14 protein-coding genes and 1 pseudogene are annotated in these 17628 nt (G+C 36.6%); 12 read left to right on the top strand and 3 right to left on the bottom strand.

Features of this window, described 5'->3' with window-relative positions:
• Window positions 1-293 precede the first annotated feature (293 nt).
• Both ACJ5H0_RS20145 and ACJ5H0_RS20150 read left to right on the top strand, forming a co-directional pair.
• Window positions 294-1820 (top strand): GMC oxidoreductase, encoded by a 1527-nt coding sequence (locus ACJ5H0_RS20145; protein ID WP_411251806.1) that lies wholly within the window; start codon window positions 294-296, stop codon window positions 1818-1820.
• The gene (locus ACJ5H0_RS20150; RefSeq protein ID WP_411251810.1) at window positions 1820-2986 is read left to right on the top strand and encodes an MFS transporter; all 1167 of its coding nucleotides are present in this window, start codon (window positions 1820-1822) and stop codon (window positions 2984-2986) included. The genes ACJ5H0_RS20145 and ACJ5H0_RS20150 overlap by 1 nt, the downstream gene beginning before the upstream one ends.
• A 120-nt stretch (window positions 2987-3106) precedes the next feature.
• Here the strand turns inward: ACJ5H0_RS20150 and ACJ5H0_RS20155 are convergent, their stop codons facing one another.
• Window positions 3107-3247 (bottom strand): hypothetical protein, encoded by a 141-nt coding sequence (locus ACJ5H0_RS20155; RefSeq protein WP_411251812.1) that lies wholly within the window; start codon window positions 3245-3247, stop codon window positions 3107-3109.
• A 19-nt stretch (window positions 3248-3266) separates the two neighbouring features.
• Window positions 3267-3704: an FMN-dependent NADH-azoreductase gene (locus tag ACJ5H0_RS20160; protein WP_411251813.1), complete on the bottom strand. Its 438-nt coding sequence runs from the start codon at window positions 3702-3704 to the stop codon at window positions 3267-3269.
• A 91-nt stretch (window positions 3705-3795) separates the two neighbouring features.
• Here ACJ5H0_RS20160 and ACJ5H0_RS20165 point away from each other — a divergent pair, with 91 nt between their 5' ends.
• From ACJ5H0_RS20165 to ACJ5H0_RS20210, 10 genes and pseudogenes are all read left to right on the top strand, one after another.
• Window positions 3796-4182, top strand: coding sequence for a winged helix-turn-helix transcriptional regulator (locus ACJ5H0_RS20165; RefSeq protein ID WP_172277765.1), 387 nt, complete (start codon window positions 3796-3798; stop codon window positions 4180-4182).
• Between the two features lie 261 nt (window positions 4183-4443).
• Entirely contained in the window at window positions 4444-5172 is a 729-nt protein-coding gene (locus tag ACJ5H0_RS20170; RefSeq protein ID WP_172277767.1) for a pirin family protein, read from the top strand.
• Window positions 5173-5209: 37 nt separating this feature from the next.
• Window positions 5210-5764 (top strand): NADPH-dependent FMN reductase, encoded by a 555-nt coding sequence (locus ACJ5H0_RS20175; RefSeq protein WP_273647515.1) that lies wholly within the window; start codon window positions 5210-5212, stop codon window positions 5762-5764.
• Window positions 5765-6042: 278 nt separating this feature from the next.
• Entirely contained in the window at window positions 6043-7035 is a 993-nt protein-coding gene (purM, locus tag ACJ5H0_RS20180; protein WP_172277771.1) for a phosphoribosylformylglycinamidine cyclo-ligase, read from the top strand.
• A gap of 76 nt (window positions 7036-7111) precedes the next feature.
• Window positions 7112-7675, top strand: a complete 564-nt coding sequence (gene purN / locus ACJ5H0_RS20185) for a phosphoribosylglycinamide formyltransferase (protein WP_411251814.1) — start codon at window positions 7112-7114, stop codon at window positions 7673-7675.
• A gap of 148 nt (window positions 7676-7823) precedes the next feature.
• Window positions 7824-9341 carry a bifunctional phosphoribosylaminoimidazolecarboxamide formyltransferase/IMP cyclohydrolase gene (gene purH, locus ACJ5H0_RS20190; RefSeq protein ID WP_273647518.1) on the top strand — a complete coding sequence of 506 codons (1518 nt, stop codon included), beginning with the start codon at window positions 7824-7826 and terminating at the stop codon, window positions 9339-9341.
• Between the two features lie 92 nt (window positions 9342-9433).
• Window positions 9434-10672 carry a phosphoribosylamine--glycine ligase gene (purD, locus tag ACJ5H0_RS20195; RefSeq protein ID WP_273647519.1) on the top strand — a complete coding sequence of 413 codons (1239 nt, stop codon included), beginning with the start codon at window positions 9434-9436 and terminating at the stop codon, window positions 10670-10672.
• 160 nt (window positions 10673-10832) lie between these two features.
• Window positions 10833-12362, top strand: coding sequence for a glutamine-hydrolyzing GMP synthase (gene guaA / locus ACJ5H0_RS20200; protein WP_172277779.1), 1530 nt, complete (start codon window positions 10833-10835; stop codon window positions 12360-12362).
• 409 nt (window positions 12363-12771) lie between these two features.
• Window positions 12772-15660, top strand: coding sequence for a glycoside hydrolase domain-containing protein (locus ACJ5H0_RS20205; protein WP_411251932.1), 2889 nt, complete (start codon window positions 12772-12774; stop codon window positions 15658-15660).
• Between the two features lie 80 nt (window positions 15661-15740).
• Window positions 15741-17250: pseudogene (locus ACJ5H0_RS20210) on the top strand (GNAT family N-acetyltransferase).
• 65 nt (window positions 17251-17315) lie between these two features.
• Here the strand turns inward: ACJ5H0_RS20210 and ACJ5H0_RS20215 are convergent.
• Window positions 17316-17477, bottom strand: a complete 162-nt coding sequence (locus tag ACJ5H0_RS20215; RefSeq protein WP_172277785.1) for a bacteriocin-like protein — start codon at window positions 17475-17477, stop codon at window positions 17316-17318.
• Between the last annotated feature and the right edge of the window lie 151 nt (window positions 17478-17628).

Raw genomic sequence — 17628 nt, forward strand, 5'->3', positions numbered from 1 at the left:
AGAAGTTAGAAGGCAGAAATACAATTATGTCGAAAAATATATCAACAGAAGCGGGCTTTAGCCCGCTTTTCTAATTTATACAAATGGCTTTAGCCAAAACATAGTTTAAATTACAGATTTATCCATCATAAAATGAAGTTTGCAACTGTTCCATAAAATTGATGAGATTATTTAATATATCCATATTCAGAACGAGTCATCGTTCTTTATTTATACAATCAATCGGAATTTAAACTTTTATTAAGCTAGTCATGGCTTTAAATTTTTAATTTAGATTGATTAAAATAGTAATAATGTACGATATCATCATTATAGGAAGTGGAGCCGGAGGTGCAACAATGGCTTACCGATTGGCCGATAGCGGCAAAAAAATTGTGGTTATTGAAAGAGGAGATTATGTGCCCGTTGAAAAAGAGAATTGGGATTCCATAGAGGTTTTTGAAAAGAACAGATATACAACAACCGATTTATGGCTGGATAAACATGGGAAGCCATTTCGTCCCGGTATGCATTATAATGTAGGTGGAAATACCAAATTTTATGGAGCTGCTTTATTTCGTTTAAGGGAGGAAGATTTTAAAGAAATAAAACATTATGGCGGAACTTCACCAGCTTGGCCTATTCAATATGAAGATTTAAAGGATTACTATCTGGAAGCTGAAAAGCTTTTCCATGTTCATGGTAAAAGAGGATCTGATCCTACGGAACCTTATGATGCAGAACCTTATCCATACCCGCCTTTGCCCCATGAGCCAAGGATACAGGAAATTGTTGATGAACTCACCGATTATGGACTGCATCCTTTTGAATTACCCATAGGAGTTAACTTTGAACCTCATAAAACAGCTAATACGCCTTATGTGCTGGACCGTTTTGATGGTTTTCCTGATGCCGCCGAAAGAAAAGGAGATGCGCACTTATGTTCATTGTCAAAAGCGCTTGAGTATCCCAACGTGGAATTGATGACGAATACAAAAGTCATTAGATTGAATACCAATAATACCGGAACCAGGATTTCAGAAGTTGTTATAGAACAAAATGGACAGATAAAAACCCTTACATCAGATCTTGTTATTCTTTCAGCAGGAGCTATCAATTCTGCGGCTATATTGCTTGAAAGTAAAAGTGAACGATTTCCTACAGGGCTCGCCAATACTTCGGATCAGGTCGGAAGAAACTACATGTTCCACCAGAATACAGCTCTTGTTGCGTTGTACACAGAACCTAATCCTACAAAATTCGGTAAAACATTCGGTGTGAATGACTTCTACCATGCTAACCGTGGATATGAGTTTCCTCTTGGACATATTCAGATGTTGGGAAAATCAGATGAGTATCAGATCAGAGCCGATAGTCCTGTTGCAGCTCCCGGCTTTACGTTTGAATTGATGGCCAGACACGCCGTAGATTTTTGGCTGACTTCAGAAGATTTGCCGGATCCTGAAAATAGGGTTACTGTAGAAAACGGACAAATCAGGATTGCCTATTCTGAAAACAATCAAAAGGGACACGAATTTTTAAAGGCTGAGCTGATCAAAGCTTTAAAAGCATCAGGTAAATTTGAGAGCTTTTTATTCAAAGGTTTCTATTTTAGTAAAGGGATGGACATTGCTTCTCCGGCTCATCAGAACGGAACGACAAAAATGGGAACCGATTCGGGGACGTCGGTTGTAGATATCTACTGCAAAAGTCACGATTTAGAAAATCTGTATATCGTAGACGGAGGATTTTTTGTTTCCAGTGGTGCTGTAAATCCGGCTCTTACTATTATTGCGATGGCTTTACGTGTTGGGGATCATATAAAGGCTAAATTAATGTAATGAATTCTAAAACAGTCACCATCATTGTCGTTTATATTTTAGCATTTTTAACGGGAGTTAATTTTGTGGTGTTTCCAGCATTGGGAACTGTTTTTACAGACCCTTCATTATTTACACTTACTTCATCACAATTTGGAAATCTTTTTATCCCTCAGGTTATATGTATTATAGTTGCCTGCTTCGGAGCACCGTTCCTGATTAATAAAACAGGACCTAAGCCGGTTCTGGTTTGTGGGCTTTTGCTGATGATTATATCTACAGGTTGTTTGTGGATGCTCCATTATTTTATGGCGAATAAAACTCTGGTGTTTCCGGTATTGATGGTTTTAGTAGCCTTTATGGGAGCCGGATTCGGACTTTCTATTACCACTTTGAATCCATTGGCTGCAAGCCTGTTTGATGATAACAGGTCTTCTGCAATTTTAATTTTACAGTTTCTGGTAGGGTTGGGGACATCTACTTCTCCTTTAATGATGAATCTGATAGGTGATGTGAAAAACTGGAAATATGTTCCCGGAAGTATATTTATAATGGTATCCGTTGCCTTTGTTATGTTTTTATTTTTAAAAATACAAAAAGGAACATTGTTCCAGCTTCCTAATCATTTTAAAATCCCTGGAAAATTATGGATCTTTTTTATCACCATTATTTTGTACGGCTGTATCGAAGGAACATTTGGGAGCTTTGGAGGAATAATACTCAAAAATCAAGGATTGGATAACAGCAAAGCCAGTCTTGGGCTTTCTTTATTTTGGGGTGGCATTGCTATAAACCGCCTGCTGTTTGGGATTTTCTCAAAGAAATTTAATATATCATATGTCTTTCTGATATCACCATTGTTTGTTGCCGGATTTCTTACCCTGATGGTAGTTGATCCTGATATAAATATCCTTTTATTGCTGATGTTTTTCATTGGTTTTTTTATGGGAAGTATCTTTCCCGGATCTATAGGTTGGGGAACAGTAGAGTTTCCGATGTTTTCGGTTTTGGTATCTGGCTTTTTGATGGCGGCCAATCAAATAGGGACAGGGGTTGTAACGAATGTTTTGGGCAGTTTTTCCAATTATACTTCTGCAATTTTAGAATCTCTGATTGCCCTTATGCTGATTATTTTCGCTTTACTTTTCTATCTTAAACGAAATTCCAAAATTAAGGAGGCTTTTTAATCTTTTTACCAAAAATATACTAATCCTCCTGTAATGAAAAAGGTGGGTTTAAACCCACCTCAACAATAAGAGTATAAAAACGGCTTAGCCAAAACTTACATTTTTATTAGCTCAATTGAATTATACCAGTTCTTCAATCTCAGCAATTACTTTTGATAAATTTGTTTCTTTCAACTGTGGAACCATGGTTCCCTGAGATTTGAAAACTTTGATATCCGTAATACCGATGAAACCGAATAAGGTTTTTAAGTAGGTTTCCATATTTTCAATAAGTCCATTTTCATACACACCTCCGGATGCGAAATTCAGGTATATTTTTTTTATTTTGCAGAAGACCTTTTGGAACCCCGTCAATATAAGAAAATGTTTTACCTGCAACAGATATGCTATCGATCCAGGATTTTAAAGTTGACGGAAAACTGAAATTATAAAAAGGAACTCCTATAACAATAATATCTGAATCCTGAACTTCTTTTAATGCTTCGTTAGAATATTTTGAAGCTTCTTTCTGTTCATCATTCTTTTCCTCATCCGGAATTCTTGAAGCACTAAAATGATGAATCTCCAGATGGGGGATAGGATTTAAACCAAGATCACGGACAACAACCGTGCTCCCGGGATTTTTATCCAGCAATTGATTGATAACAGTCTGAGATAAATGATTGCTTATAGAATTTTCTCCTACAATACTTGTTTTGATATTTAAAATGTTAGCCATTTTGTTTAAATTTTTTTTGTTTTTATTAATGTCAAAATTATTGTAAATTTACTTTCAAAAGTATAGTGGTTACCTAAAGGAAAGTGGAATAATGGAAAAACAACATAATCATAAAGATTGTACAAAGGCTCTTAAACCTGTTCAGGATACATTGGATGTCATTAATGGGAAATGGAAATTACAGATCATCATTTCTTTGAATGCCGGAAATAAGCGTTTCACAGAGATTGAACGTAGCATTCCCAAGCTTACTTCGAAAGTTTTAGCCAAAGAATTAAAGGAATTAGAACAAAATGGTTTGCTTGAAAGGGTTGTGAAGGATACATATCCTGTTTCTATTGAATACTTACCGACGGAATATACAAAAACACTTCACCCTGTGGTAGAATCATTGGGAAATTGGGGTAAAAATCACCGTCAGCATATCTTTGGGACAACAATTGAAGAAGAGGCGAAGAATGACGATGTGGCTGAATAGATGAAAAGCAAAATGGCAAAAATGCCGAAAGGCGAAAAGTCAGAACAGTTAAATCGTTTAATCGCTAGGAATGTTTGTTGAAAAAAGTTTTTATCAAAGGGTGAAAGTTGTTCATCGACAAAGATGGCGATTTTGCAGTTCCGCAATTCAGCGATTTTGCCTTTTCACCTTTCAACGATTTCTCCTTTTTTTCCTTTCTTACCCTACATCAATATCCACTCCGTCTACGCTCTGTACATTTGTACCATAATTAATCACAATATGAAAACAGTATATCATAAATCAGATTCAAGAGGCCATGCTAATCATGGTTGGTTAAACAGCTACCATACTTTCAGTTTTGCAAACTATCAAAATCCTGAAAGAACAAACTTCGGAGTTTTAAGAGTGTTGAATGACGATACCGTCTCTCAGGGAATGGGATTCGGAACACATCCTCACAGAGATATGGAAATCATTTCTATTCCATTAGAAGGAGATCTGGAGCATAAAGATTCAATGGGTACAACGGCGGTTATCAAAAAAGGAGAGATTCAGGTAATGAGTGCCGGGACAGGTGTTCAGCATAGCGAATACAATAAAAACAAGGATGAGGAGGTGAAATTTCTTCAGATCTGGGTGTTTCCAAGAGAGCTGAATGTAGAGCCCCGATATGATCAGAAAAGCATCAAAGAAGGAGAGAAAATTAATGGTTTCCAGCAGATTCTTTCACCCAACAAAAATGATGATGGAGTGTGGATTCATCAGGATGCATGGTTTAACCTGGCTAACTTTACAAAAGGGAATGGTAAAAACTATGTGTTTAACAAAAAAGGAAATGGGGTGTATGCATTTGTTCTAAAAGGAAGTGCAAAAGTAGGCGACAGAATCTTAAATGAGAGAGACGGATTAGGAATCTGGGATACCCAAAGCTTTAATATTGAAGCAATTGAGGACACAGAAATATTATTGATGGAAGTGCCAATGGAATTACCATCTTATCTAAAATAAAAATTAAATTTGTAGACATTAAAAAAAATTAAACAGAATGAAAGTTTTAGCAATAGCAGGAAGTAATTCCGAAGCATCAATGAATAAGCATTTGGTATCCTACGCAGCTTCTTTGTTTGCGGGAAAAGCAGAAGTAGAAGTAGTAGACCTTAACCCTTTCGAAATGCCTATTTATAAGCATGAGAGAGAATTGGCAGGAGGAGTACCTCAGGAAGCAAAAGATTTTGCAGCAAAAATTGATGGCGCTAATGTACTCTTGGTTTCTTTACCTGAACATAACGGAACATATTCAACAGCTTTTAAAAATGTATTTGATTGGGTTTCAAGAATCAAGGACAGAACAGTGTGGAATGAAATACCAATGCTTTTAATGTCTACATCACCGGGAGGGAGAGGTGGAGCCGGGGTTTTGGAAGCTGCAACAAAACGTTTCCCTTTCCACGGAGGAAATATTGTAGAAACATTCTCTCTTCCTTTCTTCAACGATAATTTTGATAAAACAGCTGAAAAGATTTCTAATGAAGAAAAAGATAATGAGTTGAGAGAGAAAATTATTAAGATTTCTGCCATTGAAACAATCCTTGAAAAATAGAATTTGAATTTTAATTTAAAATTACTATTTTTGCAAAAAGAAAAAGAGATGAAAATTCAGTCCACTTTCAAAGAATGTTTTTCCATAAAAGGGAAAACTGTGGGCTCTAAAATTCTCAGATAAAATACTGGCCGATAATCTACTAAGATTGTCGGCTTTTTTATTTTCTAAATTTTAAATAAAATTATAATAAAAAGGTAGGAATACTTCAGATGTAAGATATTAGATTTTCAATAGTCTGCAATCTGAAATCTGGCATCTAAAATCTAAATAATAACATGAGCAATACTTACAAATCTGCAGGAGTAGACAAAGAAGAAGGATACAAAACCGTTGATAAGATCAAAAAAGCGGTTGGTGAGACCCACAATTCCAATGTACTGAACCATTTGGGAAGTTTTGGGGCTTTCTATGAAATCGGTGGATATAAAAATCCGGTACTGGTTTCCGGTACGGATGGAGTAGGAACTAAGCTTAAAGTAGCTTTAGATTCTAAAAAATATGACTCTATCGGTGTAGATTGCTTCGCAATGTGTGCCAATGATATTTTATGTCACGGTGCCAAGCCATTGTTCTTCCTGGATTATCTGGCTTGTGGAAAATTAGACTCTGAAATTGCAGCAGAAATTGTTTTAGGAATGGTAGAAGCCTGTAAAGATAACAACTGTGCATTGATAGGTGGTGAGACCGCTGAAATGCCGGGGATGTATCAGCCTGGAGACTATGATGTTGCAGGATTCTGTGTAGGAATTGTTGAAAAAGATCAGATTATTGATGGTTCTAAAATAAAACCGGGAAATAAGATCATTGCATTACCGAGTTCAGGATTCCATTCCAATGGATTTTCACTGGTAAGAAAAGTATTCCCGAATTTTGAAGAAGAATTTGAAGGAAAACCTTTGTATGAAACATTATTGGTTCCTACAAGATTGTACTATAAAGATATTCATAAAGTAATCGGAGAAGTAAAAGTTGCAGGAATCGCTCACATCACGGGAGGTGGGTTGTATGAAAATATCCCAAGAATTATTCCTGAAGGTTTGTGTGCTTCTATCGATGCTTCAAAAATACAGATCCCAAGCATAATGCTTGAACTTGAAAAAAGAGGTGGAGTAGCGCGCGAAGAAATGTTCGGAACTTTCAATATGGGAGTGGGAATGATCGTTGTTGTAGATGCTGAACATGCCGAGAAAGTTTTACACCTGCTGGATGATGCTTACGAAATAGGAGAAATCACGGAAGGAAGTGAGAAAATAAAATTAACATTTTAAAAGACTCAAATGTCAGATATCAGATACAAGACGGAATAGTCTGAAATCTGATATCCGACATCTAGTATCTAAATTAATGAAAAACATCGTTGTACTCGTTTCTGGTTCCGGGACCAATCTTCAGAGAATCTTAGATACCATTGAAAGTGGAGAAATCCAAAATGCAAGAGTGTCCTTGGTTGTTGCAGACAGAGAATGCTACGGGCTGGAAAGAGCAAAAAATCATCATATAAAAAATATACTCATTCCAAGAGGGAAAAATTTCAGCAGTGAATTGAGCAAAGTAATTCCTGAAAATACTGATTTAATTGTATTGGCAGGGTTCTTATCTATTCTGAAACCTGAATTCTGCGAAAACTGGAATGGTAAAATAATTAATATTCATCCTGCTTTGCTCCCCAAATTTGGTGGAAAAGGAATGTGGGGAATGAATGTTCATAATGCCGTTATTGAAGCTAAAGAAAAAGAAAGTGGGGCAACAGTTCATTTTGTAACTCCGGGAATTGACGAAGGCCAGGCTATCCTTCAGAAAGCATTTGACGTTACAGAAAATGATACTCCGGAAACATTGGCTGGAAAAGTACACAAGATTGAGTACGAAATTTTTCCGATAGCGATCAATAAAGTATTAGGGAATTAATACAATATACCTGTTTGATAAGATTACATTGCTGGAAAGGGACATTGTTACAATTAAAAAAATCTAAGTAAAATAAAAGTAAATCCGGAGGTGAAAGACCGGAAATACAGTTTGAGATAGCTGTGAAAAGTAAAAAATTGAAAGTAAGATGAGTAAAAAGAGAGTTTTAATCAGTGTTTCTGACAAAAGTGGATTAATAGAATTCGCTCAGTTTTTGGAAGCTCAAAACTACGAATTGATTTCTACCGGAGGTACCTTCAAACATTTGAAGGAAGCCGGTCTGAATCCGATTCAGATTGATGAGGTGACCAATTTCCCTGAGATGCTGGATGGCAGAGTAAAAACCCTGCATCCAAAAGTTCATGGCGGGCTCCTTGCTGTCCGTTCCAATGAGGAACACATGAAGACGGTTCAGGAACACGGAATTGGTTTGATCGATATGGTTATTGTAAACCTTTATCCTTTCTTTGAAAACGTAAACAAAGATATTTCTCTACATGAAAAGGTAGAATTTATCGATATCGGTGGTCCTTCAATGCTTCGTTCAGCAGCCAAAAATTTTGACTCTGTTACTGTAATTACTGATGTTGAAGATTATACAACCGTAAAAATTGAAATGGAACAGAATGGAGACACGTATATCGAAACCCGTAAAAAGTTGGCCGGTAAAGTGTTCAATCTTACTTCTGCTTACGATGCTGCTATTTCAAGAATGCTTTTAGAAGAGGAATATCCTACTTATTTAAGTGCATCTTATAAAAAAGCTGCTGATCTGAGATACGGTGAAAACCCTCATCAGACTGCTGCTTATTATGTTTCCACTTTCGAAAACGGAGCGATGAAAGATTTCGAACAACTTGGAGGAAAAGAACTTTCTTTCAACAATCTCCGCGATATGGATCTTTGCTGGAAAGTGGTTACTGAATTCAAAGAAGAGATGGCTTGTTGTGCAGTGAAACACTCTACACCTTGTGGCGTGGCGATCGGGACTTCAGCATTGGAAACGTATCAAAAAACTTTTGAATGTGATCCTATTTCAATTTTTGGCGGAATTGTTGCAATGAACTATAAGATCGATGCGGCTACTGCTGAAGAATTAAACAAAACTTTCCTTGAAATTGTTATGGCTCCTGATTTTGATGAGGAGGCTCTTGAAATTTTAAGAAAAAAGAAAAACCTAAGAATTATAAAGATCGTAAATCCGGTTTCCGATAAGCAGACATGGGTGAAAATTGATGGAGGAATGCTGGTTCAGGATAACGATACTTATTTCTCTGAAGATATTAAAGTAGTTACCGATGTACAGCCTACTGAAGAGCAGAAAAAAGCATTGCTTTTCTCTCAAAGGGTTGTAAAATATGTAAAATCTAATGCGATAGTAGTTTCTAACGGTATTCAGGCTTTTGGAATCGGAGGAGGCCAGGTTAACAGAATCTGGGCAACTCAGCAGGCAATCGAAAGAGCTAAAGAGAAATTCTCCGGAAATCTTGTATTAGCTTCAGACGCTTTTTTCCCTTTCCGTGATGTTGTAGATTTCTGCGCTAAGGAAGGTATCAAAGCGATCATCCAGCCGGGAGGAAGTGTAAAAGATCAGGAAAGCATCGAAGCTGCAAATGAGCACGGAATTCCGATGATGTTTACAGGAGTTAGACATTTTTTACATTAATTAAATTAGAATTAAAAAGTAGTTTTGAGGTGGCATTTATCGCTTTCAAAATTATATATTTGTATAATATAGACTAGATAATTAAATAAAGTATGAGAATCTTAATCATAGGTGAAGGTGGAAGAGAGTCTGCATTGGCAGCGAAACTTCATAAAGACTCCAGAGTTACTAAAATGTTTTTTGCTAATGGAAATGCAAGTACGGATGTAATAGGGAAAAATGTTCATTTATCAGAAATTAAAGAACTTAGAGACTTTGCTATCAAGGAAAAGGTGGATCTAACGATTGTAGGTCCTGAAGCTCCACTTGTAGCTGGTTTGAAAGATGAGTTTAAGAAACATGATCTTAAAGTTTTTGGTCCGAACCAGAAAGTGGCAAGTCTTGAAGGAAGCAAGGCTTTCTCTAAGAAATTTATGCAGACCTATGATATTAAAACAGCAAAAGCTGTAGTATTTGATTCGTATAACGAAGCTAAAGAATACGTTCAGACTCAGGAATACCCTTTAGTGATCAAAGCAAGTGGTTTAGCAGGCGGAAAAGGTGTTGTAATTTGTGATACCCTGGAAGAAGCTGAAGCTACAATCCACGATTTCATGATTCGCAGAATTTATGGAGATGCAGGTATCCGTTTGGTTATCGAAGAATTTTTACAAGGTTTTGAAGCTTCAATCATTGCTTTCTCAAACGGAGAAAAACTATTCCCTTGTATTGCTGCTAAAGATTATAAAAAAGCCGGAAACGGAGATACAGGACCTAATACAGGTGGTATGGGATCTGTGGCACCAAGCCCGGAATTTACTGCTGAACATCAGGCTGATTTTGAAAAAAATATTTTGGAGCCTACTGTTCGCGGTCTTAAAGAAGAAGGATTTAGCTTTAAAGGGATTATCTTCTTCGGATTAATGGTTACTAAAAACGGGACTTACCTGCTTGAATACAACATGAGATTCGGAGATCCTGAAACTCAGGTATTGATGGCTCTTATGGAAAACAATCTTTTGGATGTGATCAATGACTGTATGAGCGGAAAAGACATCGAGCTTAAGTTTAAAGACGAAAAAGCCGTATGTCTGGTAATGTGTTCAGGAGGTTACCCGAGAAATATAGAAATAGGCTTCGAGATCAAAGGAGAAGATAAAGTAAAACACAGTCAGTTGCTACACGCCGGAGCGATCCGAAAAGGAGACAAAGTGGTTTCCAACGGGGGTAGAGTTCTTAACCTGGTTGCAACGGGTGCTACTTATGAAGAAGCTCGCAAGAAAGTATACGAAGATGCACTTCCGGTTCACTTCGATTACAGTTTCTACAGAGAAGACATCGGAAAGTTTTAATAAAAATCATAAAAAAAAGATTTGGAACGTTTCCAAGTCTTTTTTTGTAAAACAGTTAATATTAGAAATAAGAAGTCAGATGCTAGATTCAAGACTTCAGACCTAAAATCTGAAATCTGATGTCTGAAATCTGATATCTTTCAAACAAATCAATTATAAAATGAACAACGGTATTATCATATTAGATTTCGGATCTCAGTACAACCAGCTTATCGGAAGAAGAATCCGTGAAATGGGAGTATATTCGGAAATCTTACCTTACAATACACCATTACAAGAAATTCTTGAACGCCAGCCTAAAGGAATTATCCTTTCTGGAGGGCCAAGTTCTGTAAATGCAGAAAATGCTCACCTGGTTGAGAAAGCATTATACGAACAGGGAATTCCTGTACTGGGTATTTGCTACGGAATGCAGCTTACGGCACATGTTTTAGGAGGAAAAGTAAATAAAGGAGAAAAAGGGGAGTACGGAAAGGCTCACCTTGATATTATTAAAGAAAATGCTCTATTAGAAGGGGTGAGTCAGAATTCTGTGGTTTGGATGAGCCATTTTGATGAAGTAGGTGATCTGCCGGCAGGTTTTGAATTAAATGCAAAATCGGGAGTTATCGCTGCTATTTCAAATTCTGAAAGAAAAATCTATTGCGTTCAGTTCCACCCAGAAGTTTCTCATACAGAAGAAGGTGGTAAAATGCTTGAAAACTTTGTTTTCTCGATCTGTAATGCTGAGAAAAATTGGAAGCTTACCAATTATATTGAAAGAACAGTTGCTGATATCAAAGAAAAAGTAGGAGATAATAAAGTAATCCTTGGGCTTTCAGGAGGTGTTGACTCTTCTGTTGCTGCAGTTTTGATTCATAAGGCAATTGGCGATCAGCTGACTTGTATCTTTGTGGATACTGGTCTTTTGAGAAAAAATGAAGATGTAAAAGTGATGGAGAATTATGGAGAGCACTTCCATATGAACATTAAATTGGTTGATGCTTCAGAAAGATTTTTATCAAAATTGGCTGGAGTAGATGATCCTGAACAAAAAAGAAAGATCATCGGAAACGAATTTATCCATGTTTTTGATGAAGAATCTCATAAAATTGAAGGAGCTAAGTTTTTAGCACAAGGAACAATTTATCCTGATGTAATCGAAAGTCAGTCTGTAAACGGACCGTCAGCAGTGATCAAATCTCACCACAATGTAGGAGGGCTTCCTGAGGAAATGGAATTTGAGCTATTAGAGCCTCTTAGAGAGCTTTTCAAAGACGAAGTAAGGAAAGTAGGGGAAGAGTTGGGAATTCCTCATCATTTGGTATACAGACACCCTTTCCCTGGTCCTGGTTTAGGGATCAGAATTTTAGGAGCTGTAGATGCAGAAAAAGTAAGAATTCTTCAGGAAGCTGATGATATCTTTATTGAAGAATTGTACAAAAATGATCTTTACGAAAAAGTTTCTCAGGCTTTTGTAGTATTGCTTCCGGTTAAGTCTGTTGGAGTAATGGGAGACGAAAGAACCTATGAATACACTGCGGTAGTTCGTTCTGCCAATACAATCGACTTTATGACGGCAACCTGGAGCAGACTTCCTTATGAATTTTTAGATACTGTTTCCAGCAGGATCATTAATGAAGTAAGAGGAATTAACAGGGTAGCTTATGATATTTCAAGTAAACCACCTGCAACTATTGAGTGGGAATAATCTTACTTATAAACATAAAAATGCAGAATCCTACTTTTTTAGTAGGATTTTGTATTTTATGATTAAGCTCATGATTTATTTTATTTTTAGGCCGTACATTTGTACAAGAATTACATGATTTATATTCTAATAGATATAATAATTTTTTTTTTCATCATTTGTGTTTTTGAACTCCCTTATGGGAGGTTTTTTTATTTCTAAGGAGATATTTCTTCTTTATTTACCTGTAATGTGTTAAGAGTTATTTAATATTTTCTATGTATTGTGATTTATCTTAAATTTGAAAAATAGTAAATCATTGACCACTTTATCTCATTTAATATGCTTTTAAAAAAAAATTTTCCCACTGATTCTGACAGGAAGCCTTATTCCAAATTTTAGTAATGCACAACATGTCTATCCTCCTCAAATCCAGAAATGGAATGCCGATGAATTGGGTAATCAACGGGCAGTATTGTGGTGGAATGCATCTTCAAAGCAGGCAAAGGCCGTCATTCCCTGGCGAAATATTAATGTAAAAGCTGATCAGAAGATGATAATTATAGACAGCCTTACTCAAAAACAGTATGAGCCGGATGCGTACCTGAATATGAATGAAGAAGAAGGTTCATTTGTTTTTAATCCGGTTTCAGGAAAGGGAATTTACTATGTCTATTTTCTTCCCTATAAGTTGGATGAAAGAACGAATTACCCCAAAGCGACTTACCTTAAGAGGACCAATACAGCGACTGCTAAAGATGTTGGAGCCGTACCATTGGCCAGTGTGATAAGAATAGAGTCGGTGGATAAGTTCAACTCCAATGATCCGATGGAAGTAATTGCTACTAAAAAAGAGATTGCAGAATACATGAAAAAACATGAAGGTCAGTCTTATTTTGTATTCCCGGAGACTAGAGAAACCCCTGTTAAAATGAATATAATCCCTCAACGTTGGGTGGATGATAAAAAGGACTCATCTGTTCTTCATGGAAATACTGAAAGAGGCCTATTTTATGCTTTTCAGATTGGGGTTTTACCAGTAAAAATTAATCTTGAAAAAGTAAAAATAACAGCTTCTTCATTAAAAAGTACTTCAGGAGCGACAATAGATTCCCGATATTTTAATTGTATCAATACAAACGGTACAGATTATAAAGGAGAAAAACTGGAGTTAAACGCAAATGTAAAAAAAGATGATTTACAGGCTTTCTGGTGTGGCTTTGATATCCCTGAAAATACTTCTCCGGGAATCTATGAAGGGACAATTACCATTCGTCCAGAAAATGCTGCTGTAGAAACAGTGAAAATTGTATTAAACGTAAGTGGGGAAAAACCTGTTAATAAAGGTTTTGATGAACCCTGGAAAATGACCAGGTTGCCATGGCTTAATTCTACCTTGGCGCAGGCTAATACCGTAATCAAACCATATACACCATTACAGCTCAAAGGACAGGAAATTTCCTTACTGGGAAGGAAGGTACAATTAGATGCTTCAGGATTTCCTAAGCAGATTCAGACTTTTTTTACTCCGGAAATGACATCAATAGGAGAAAAGGCCAATTCAATACTAAGTGAACCTGTACATTTTGTAGTAAAAGGACCCGGGGCAAAACCTGAGAACTTCAAAAATTCAGGAATTAAGTTTATAGGAAAAGAAGAAGGTAAAATATCCTGGATAAGCACAAATACTTCAGGGAACTTACAAATGAAGGTAGAAGGTTCCATAGAATTTGACGGATTTATGGAATACAGTGTGAAGATTACTGCATTAAAAGATATGCAGATTGATGATATTGCCTTGCAGATTCCTTTTGAGAAAGATAAAGCAACCTATATGATGGGATTAGGACAGAAAGGAGGTTACAGACCTGATCATTTTAACTGGAAATGGGATGTTGCCAAAAAAAATCAGGATGGAGCATGGTTGGGCAACGTAAATGCCGGAATACAATTTTCCTTGAGGGACCAGAATTATTCACGTCCGCTTAATACCAATTTTTACCTTCAAAAACCATTGATTCTGCCATCTTCATGGGGTAATGAAAATAAAGGAGGGATCACGATAAAAGAAACCGGCGGAAAAATTGTTGTCAATAATTTTAGTGGGCCCCGCAGCATGAAAAAAGGAGATGAACTATATTATAACTTTCATCTGTTGATTACTCCGTTCCATCCGATCAATACAGAGGAACAATGGAATAACCGTTTTTATCATGCTTATAAGCCGGTTGATACGATAAAAGCCAGTGGAGCTAATGTAATCAACATTCATCACGGAAATGAGATCAATCCTTATATCAATTATCCGTTTGTAGCGACGAAAGAGATGAAGGACTACATTATGAAAGCGCACGAGAAAGGTTTAAAGGTGAAAATTTACAATACGATCAGGGAGGTTTCTAACCGGATGTATGAGCTGTACCCCGTGAAAAGTTTGGGTCAGGAAGTTTTTTCCGCAGGAAAGGGTGGAGGCTATTCATGGCTGCAGGAGCATCTTCATGATCACTATATCGCAGCCTGGTATGTGCCGGAATTTAAAGATGCTGCAATTATTAATAGTGGGATGAACCGTTGGCATAACTATTATGTGGAAGGGATGAATTGGCTGGTCAATAATTTAGGAATTGACGGAATTTATCTCGACGATGTAGCATTTGACAGGGTAACCATGAAGAGGATTAAAAGAGTAATGACCCAGAATGGACATCCCGGTATCATTGATCTGCATTCTGCAAATCAGTATAACGATAAGGATGGTTTTAATAACAGCGCCAATCTTTATCTTGAGCATTTTCCTTATATCAACCGTTTATGGTTTGGGGAATATTTTGATTATAACAACAATAATCCTGAATTTTTATTAACTGAGGTGAGTGGTATTCCTTTCGGGCTAATGGGAGAAATGCTTCAGGATGATGGCAATCCTTGGCGGGGAATGCTTTATGGCATGACAAGTCGTCTGGGATGGTCGGCAAAAAGTAATCCAACTCATCTGTGGAAAGCCTGGGACGATTTCGGAATTAAAGGCTCAAAGATGATTGGCTATTGGGTTCCTGACAATCCTGTGAAAACAGATAATCCAGCAGTACTGGCTACAATTTATAAACAGGAAAAAAAGATCATGGTTTCCCTTGCAAGCTGGGCTCCTCAGGATACCCGAGTGAAGCTGAAAATAGATTGGAAAGGTTTAGGCATAGACCCGAAGAACGTGAAAATAAGTACTCCTGCAATTAAAGATTTTCAGAAAGCAAAGACATTTAATATCACTGATGAAATTAGTGTGGAGAAAAACAAAGGATGTTTAATAATTATTCAATAGATTAAAGAACTCCCCGGATACAAGGAAATCTGGCACATAATCTGATTTATTTTACTTAAATTTAATAAAATTTATATAAAATGCAAGTAGATACAAGGACCTTAAGTGTACAGGATTATGATGAGTTGGTAGAAACAATGAGGCGTGCCTACCCTCAGATGTCAGAATATGTATGGTCTAAAAAAAGCATCGAAAAATTAACAAAAATATTCCCAAAGGGACAGATCTGTATTACAGTAGATGGCAAATTAGCTGCTGTGGCGCTTTCCATCATCGTAAATTATGATGAATTCGGAGATGATCATACTTATAGTGATATTACCGGAAATTATACTTTCAATACCCATTCGTCAACAGGAAATGTACTGTATGGGATCGAAGTTTTTGTAGATCCGGAATACCGTGAACTGAGATTGGGAAGAAGATTGTATGATGCAAGAAAAGAATTATGCGAACAATTGAATCTGAAATCGATTGTGTTGGGTGGAAGAATTCCGAATTACCACAAATACAGTGACGAATTATCGACGAGGGATTATATACGGAAAGTGAGGGATAAGGAAATTTATGATCCTGTTTTATCTTTTCAGCTTTCCAATAACTTTTTACCCATCCGTGTTTTAAAAAAAATATCTTCCTGAAGATGAATCTTCAAAGGAAAATGCAGTTTTGCTGCAATGGAATAATATCTATTACAGTAAAAAGCCTAACACCATGCAGGATAGCATTATACGGCTTGGCCTTGTACAATGGCAAATGAGGCACTTTAAGAATATTGATGCCTTTTACGAGCAGGTGGAGTTTTTTGTTAATGTAATGGGAGATTATAAATCTGATTTCGTTTTGTTTCCGGAACTATTCAATACTCCTTTGCTGGCACCCTTTAACAAACTGTCGGAAAGAGATAGCATGATTGAGTTGGCAAAACTAACTGACCAGATCAAAGAGAGAATCTCGGAACTGGCTATCAGTTATAATGTGAATATTATTTCAGGAAGCATGCCGGTTTTTGATCCTGAAAATAATGACCTTTATAACGTCAGCTACCTGTTGCACCGTGACGGACGCATTGATGAATACAGGAAAATTCATATTACGCCTAATGAAAGAAAATACTACGGAATGAAAGGTGGGAATGAAATTAAAGTATTCGATACCGATTGCGGAAAAATAGGTCTTGTAATTTGCTATGATGTGGAGTTTCCGGAACTGCCTAGAATTCTGGCAGACCAGGGAATGAAGGTCCTTTTTGTCCCTTACCTTACAGATACTCAAAATGCTTATATGAGGGTTCGCCATTGTGCAGCAGCAAGAGCCATTGAAAATGAATGTTATGTTGCCATAGCTGGCTGTGTGGGGAATTTACCGGGGGTGAATAATATGGATATTCAATTCGGCCAGGCAGCTGTATTTACCCCTTCTGATTTTGCTTTCCCATCTAATGCAGTAAAAGGGGAAGCTACCCCTAATACGGAGATGACCTTGATTGTGGATGTAGATCTAAATCTTTTAAAAGACCTTCACTACAATGGTTCTGTTCAGATTCTCAAAGACAGGAGAAATGATCTCTATGAAACTTATCTTAAATAGTTAATAAATAAAAACAGAATGCAAAAGCATTCTGTTTTTTATAAATAATTTTTGTTATCTCTATCTTATTGAAGTTGTGGACAAACTACAGCCGGGCAAATCAATTTTGGACATCTAGGTCTTCCGTCTGTAGGACAACATTGATTTGAGCATCCTACGATAATTCCAGCTCCTGAAACAGTTCTTAATTCTTCTCTTGATAATTTTTTGATCGGTAAATTTTTCATTTTGTAATATTTTACGGGTTAGTAATAATTTTTGTACCCTATAAAGATAAAAAAATCCTGCAAATAACAATAAAGATGGATTTTTTTTCTTCTATAGTTCTTTGGATATTGTATTAGGAATGGTTTTTGGAGTAATTTGCACTTATTATTC

This window comes from Chryseobacterium proteolyticum, from assembly GCF_046591535.1.
Taxonomy (GTDB): Bacteria; Bacteroidota; Bacteroidia; order Flavobacteriales; family Weeksellaceae; genus Chryseobacterium; species Chryseobacterium proteolyticum.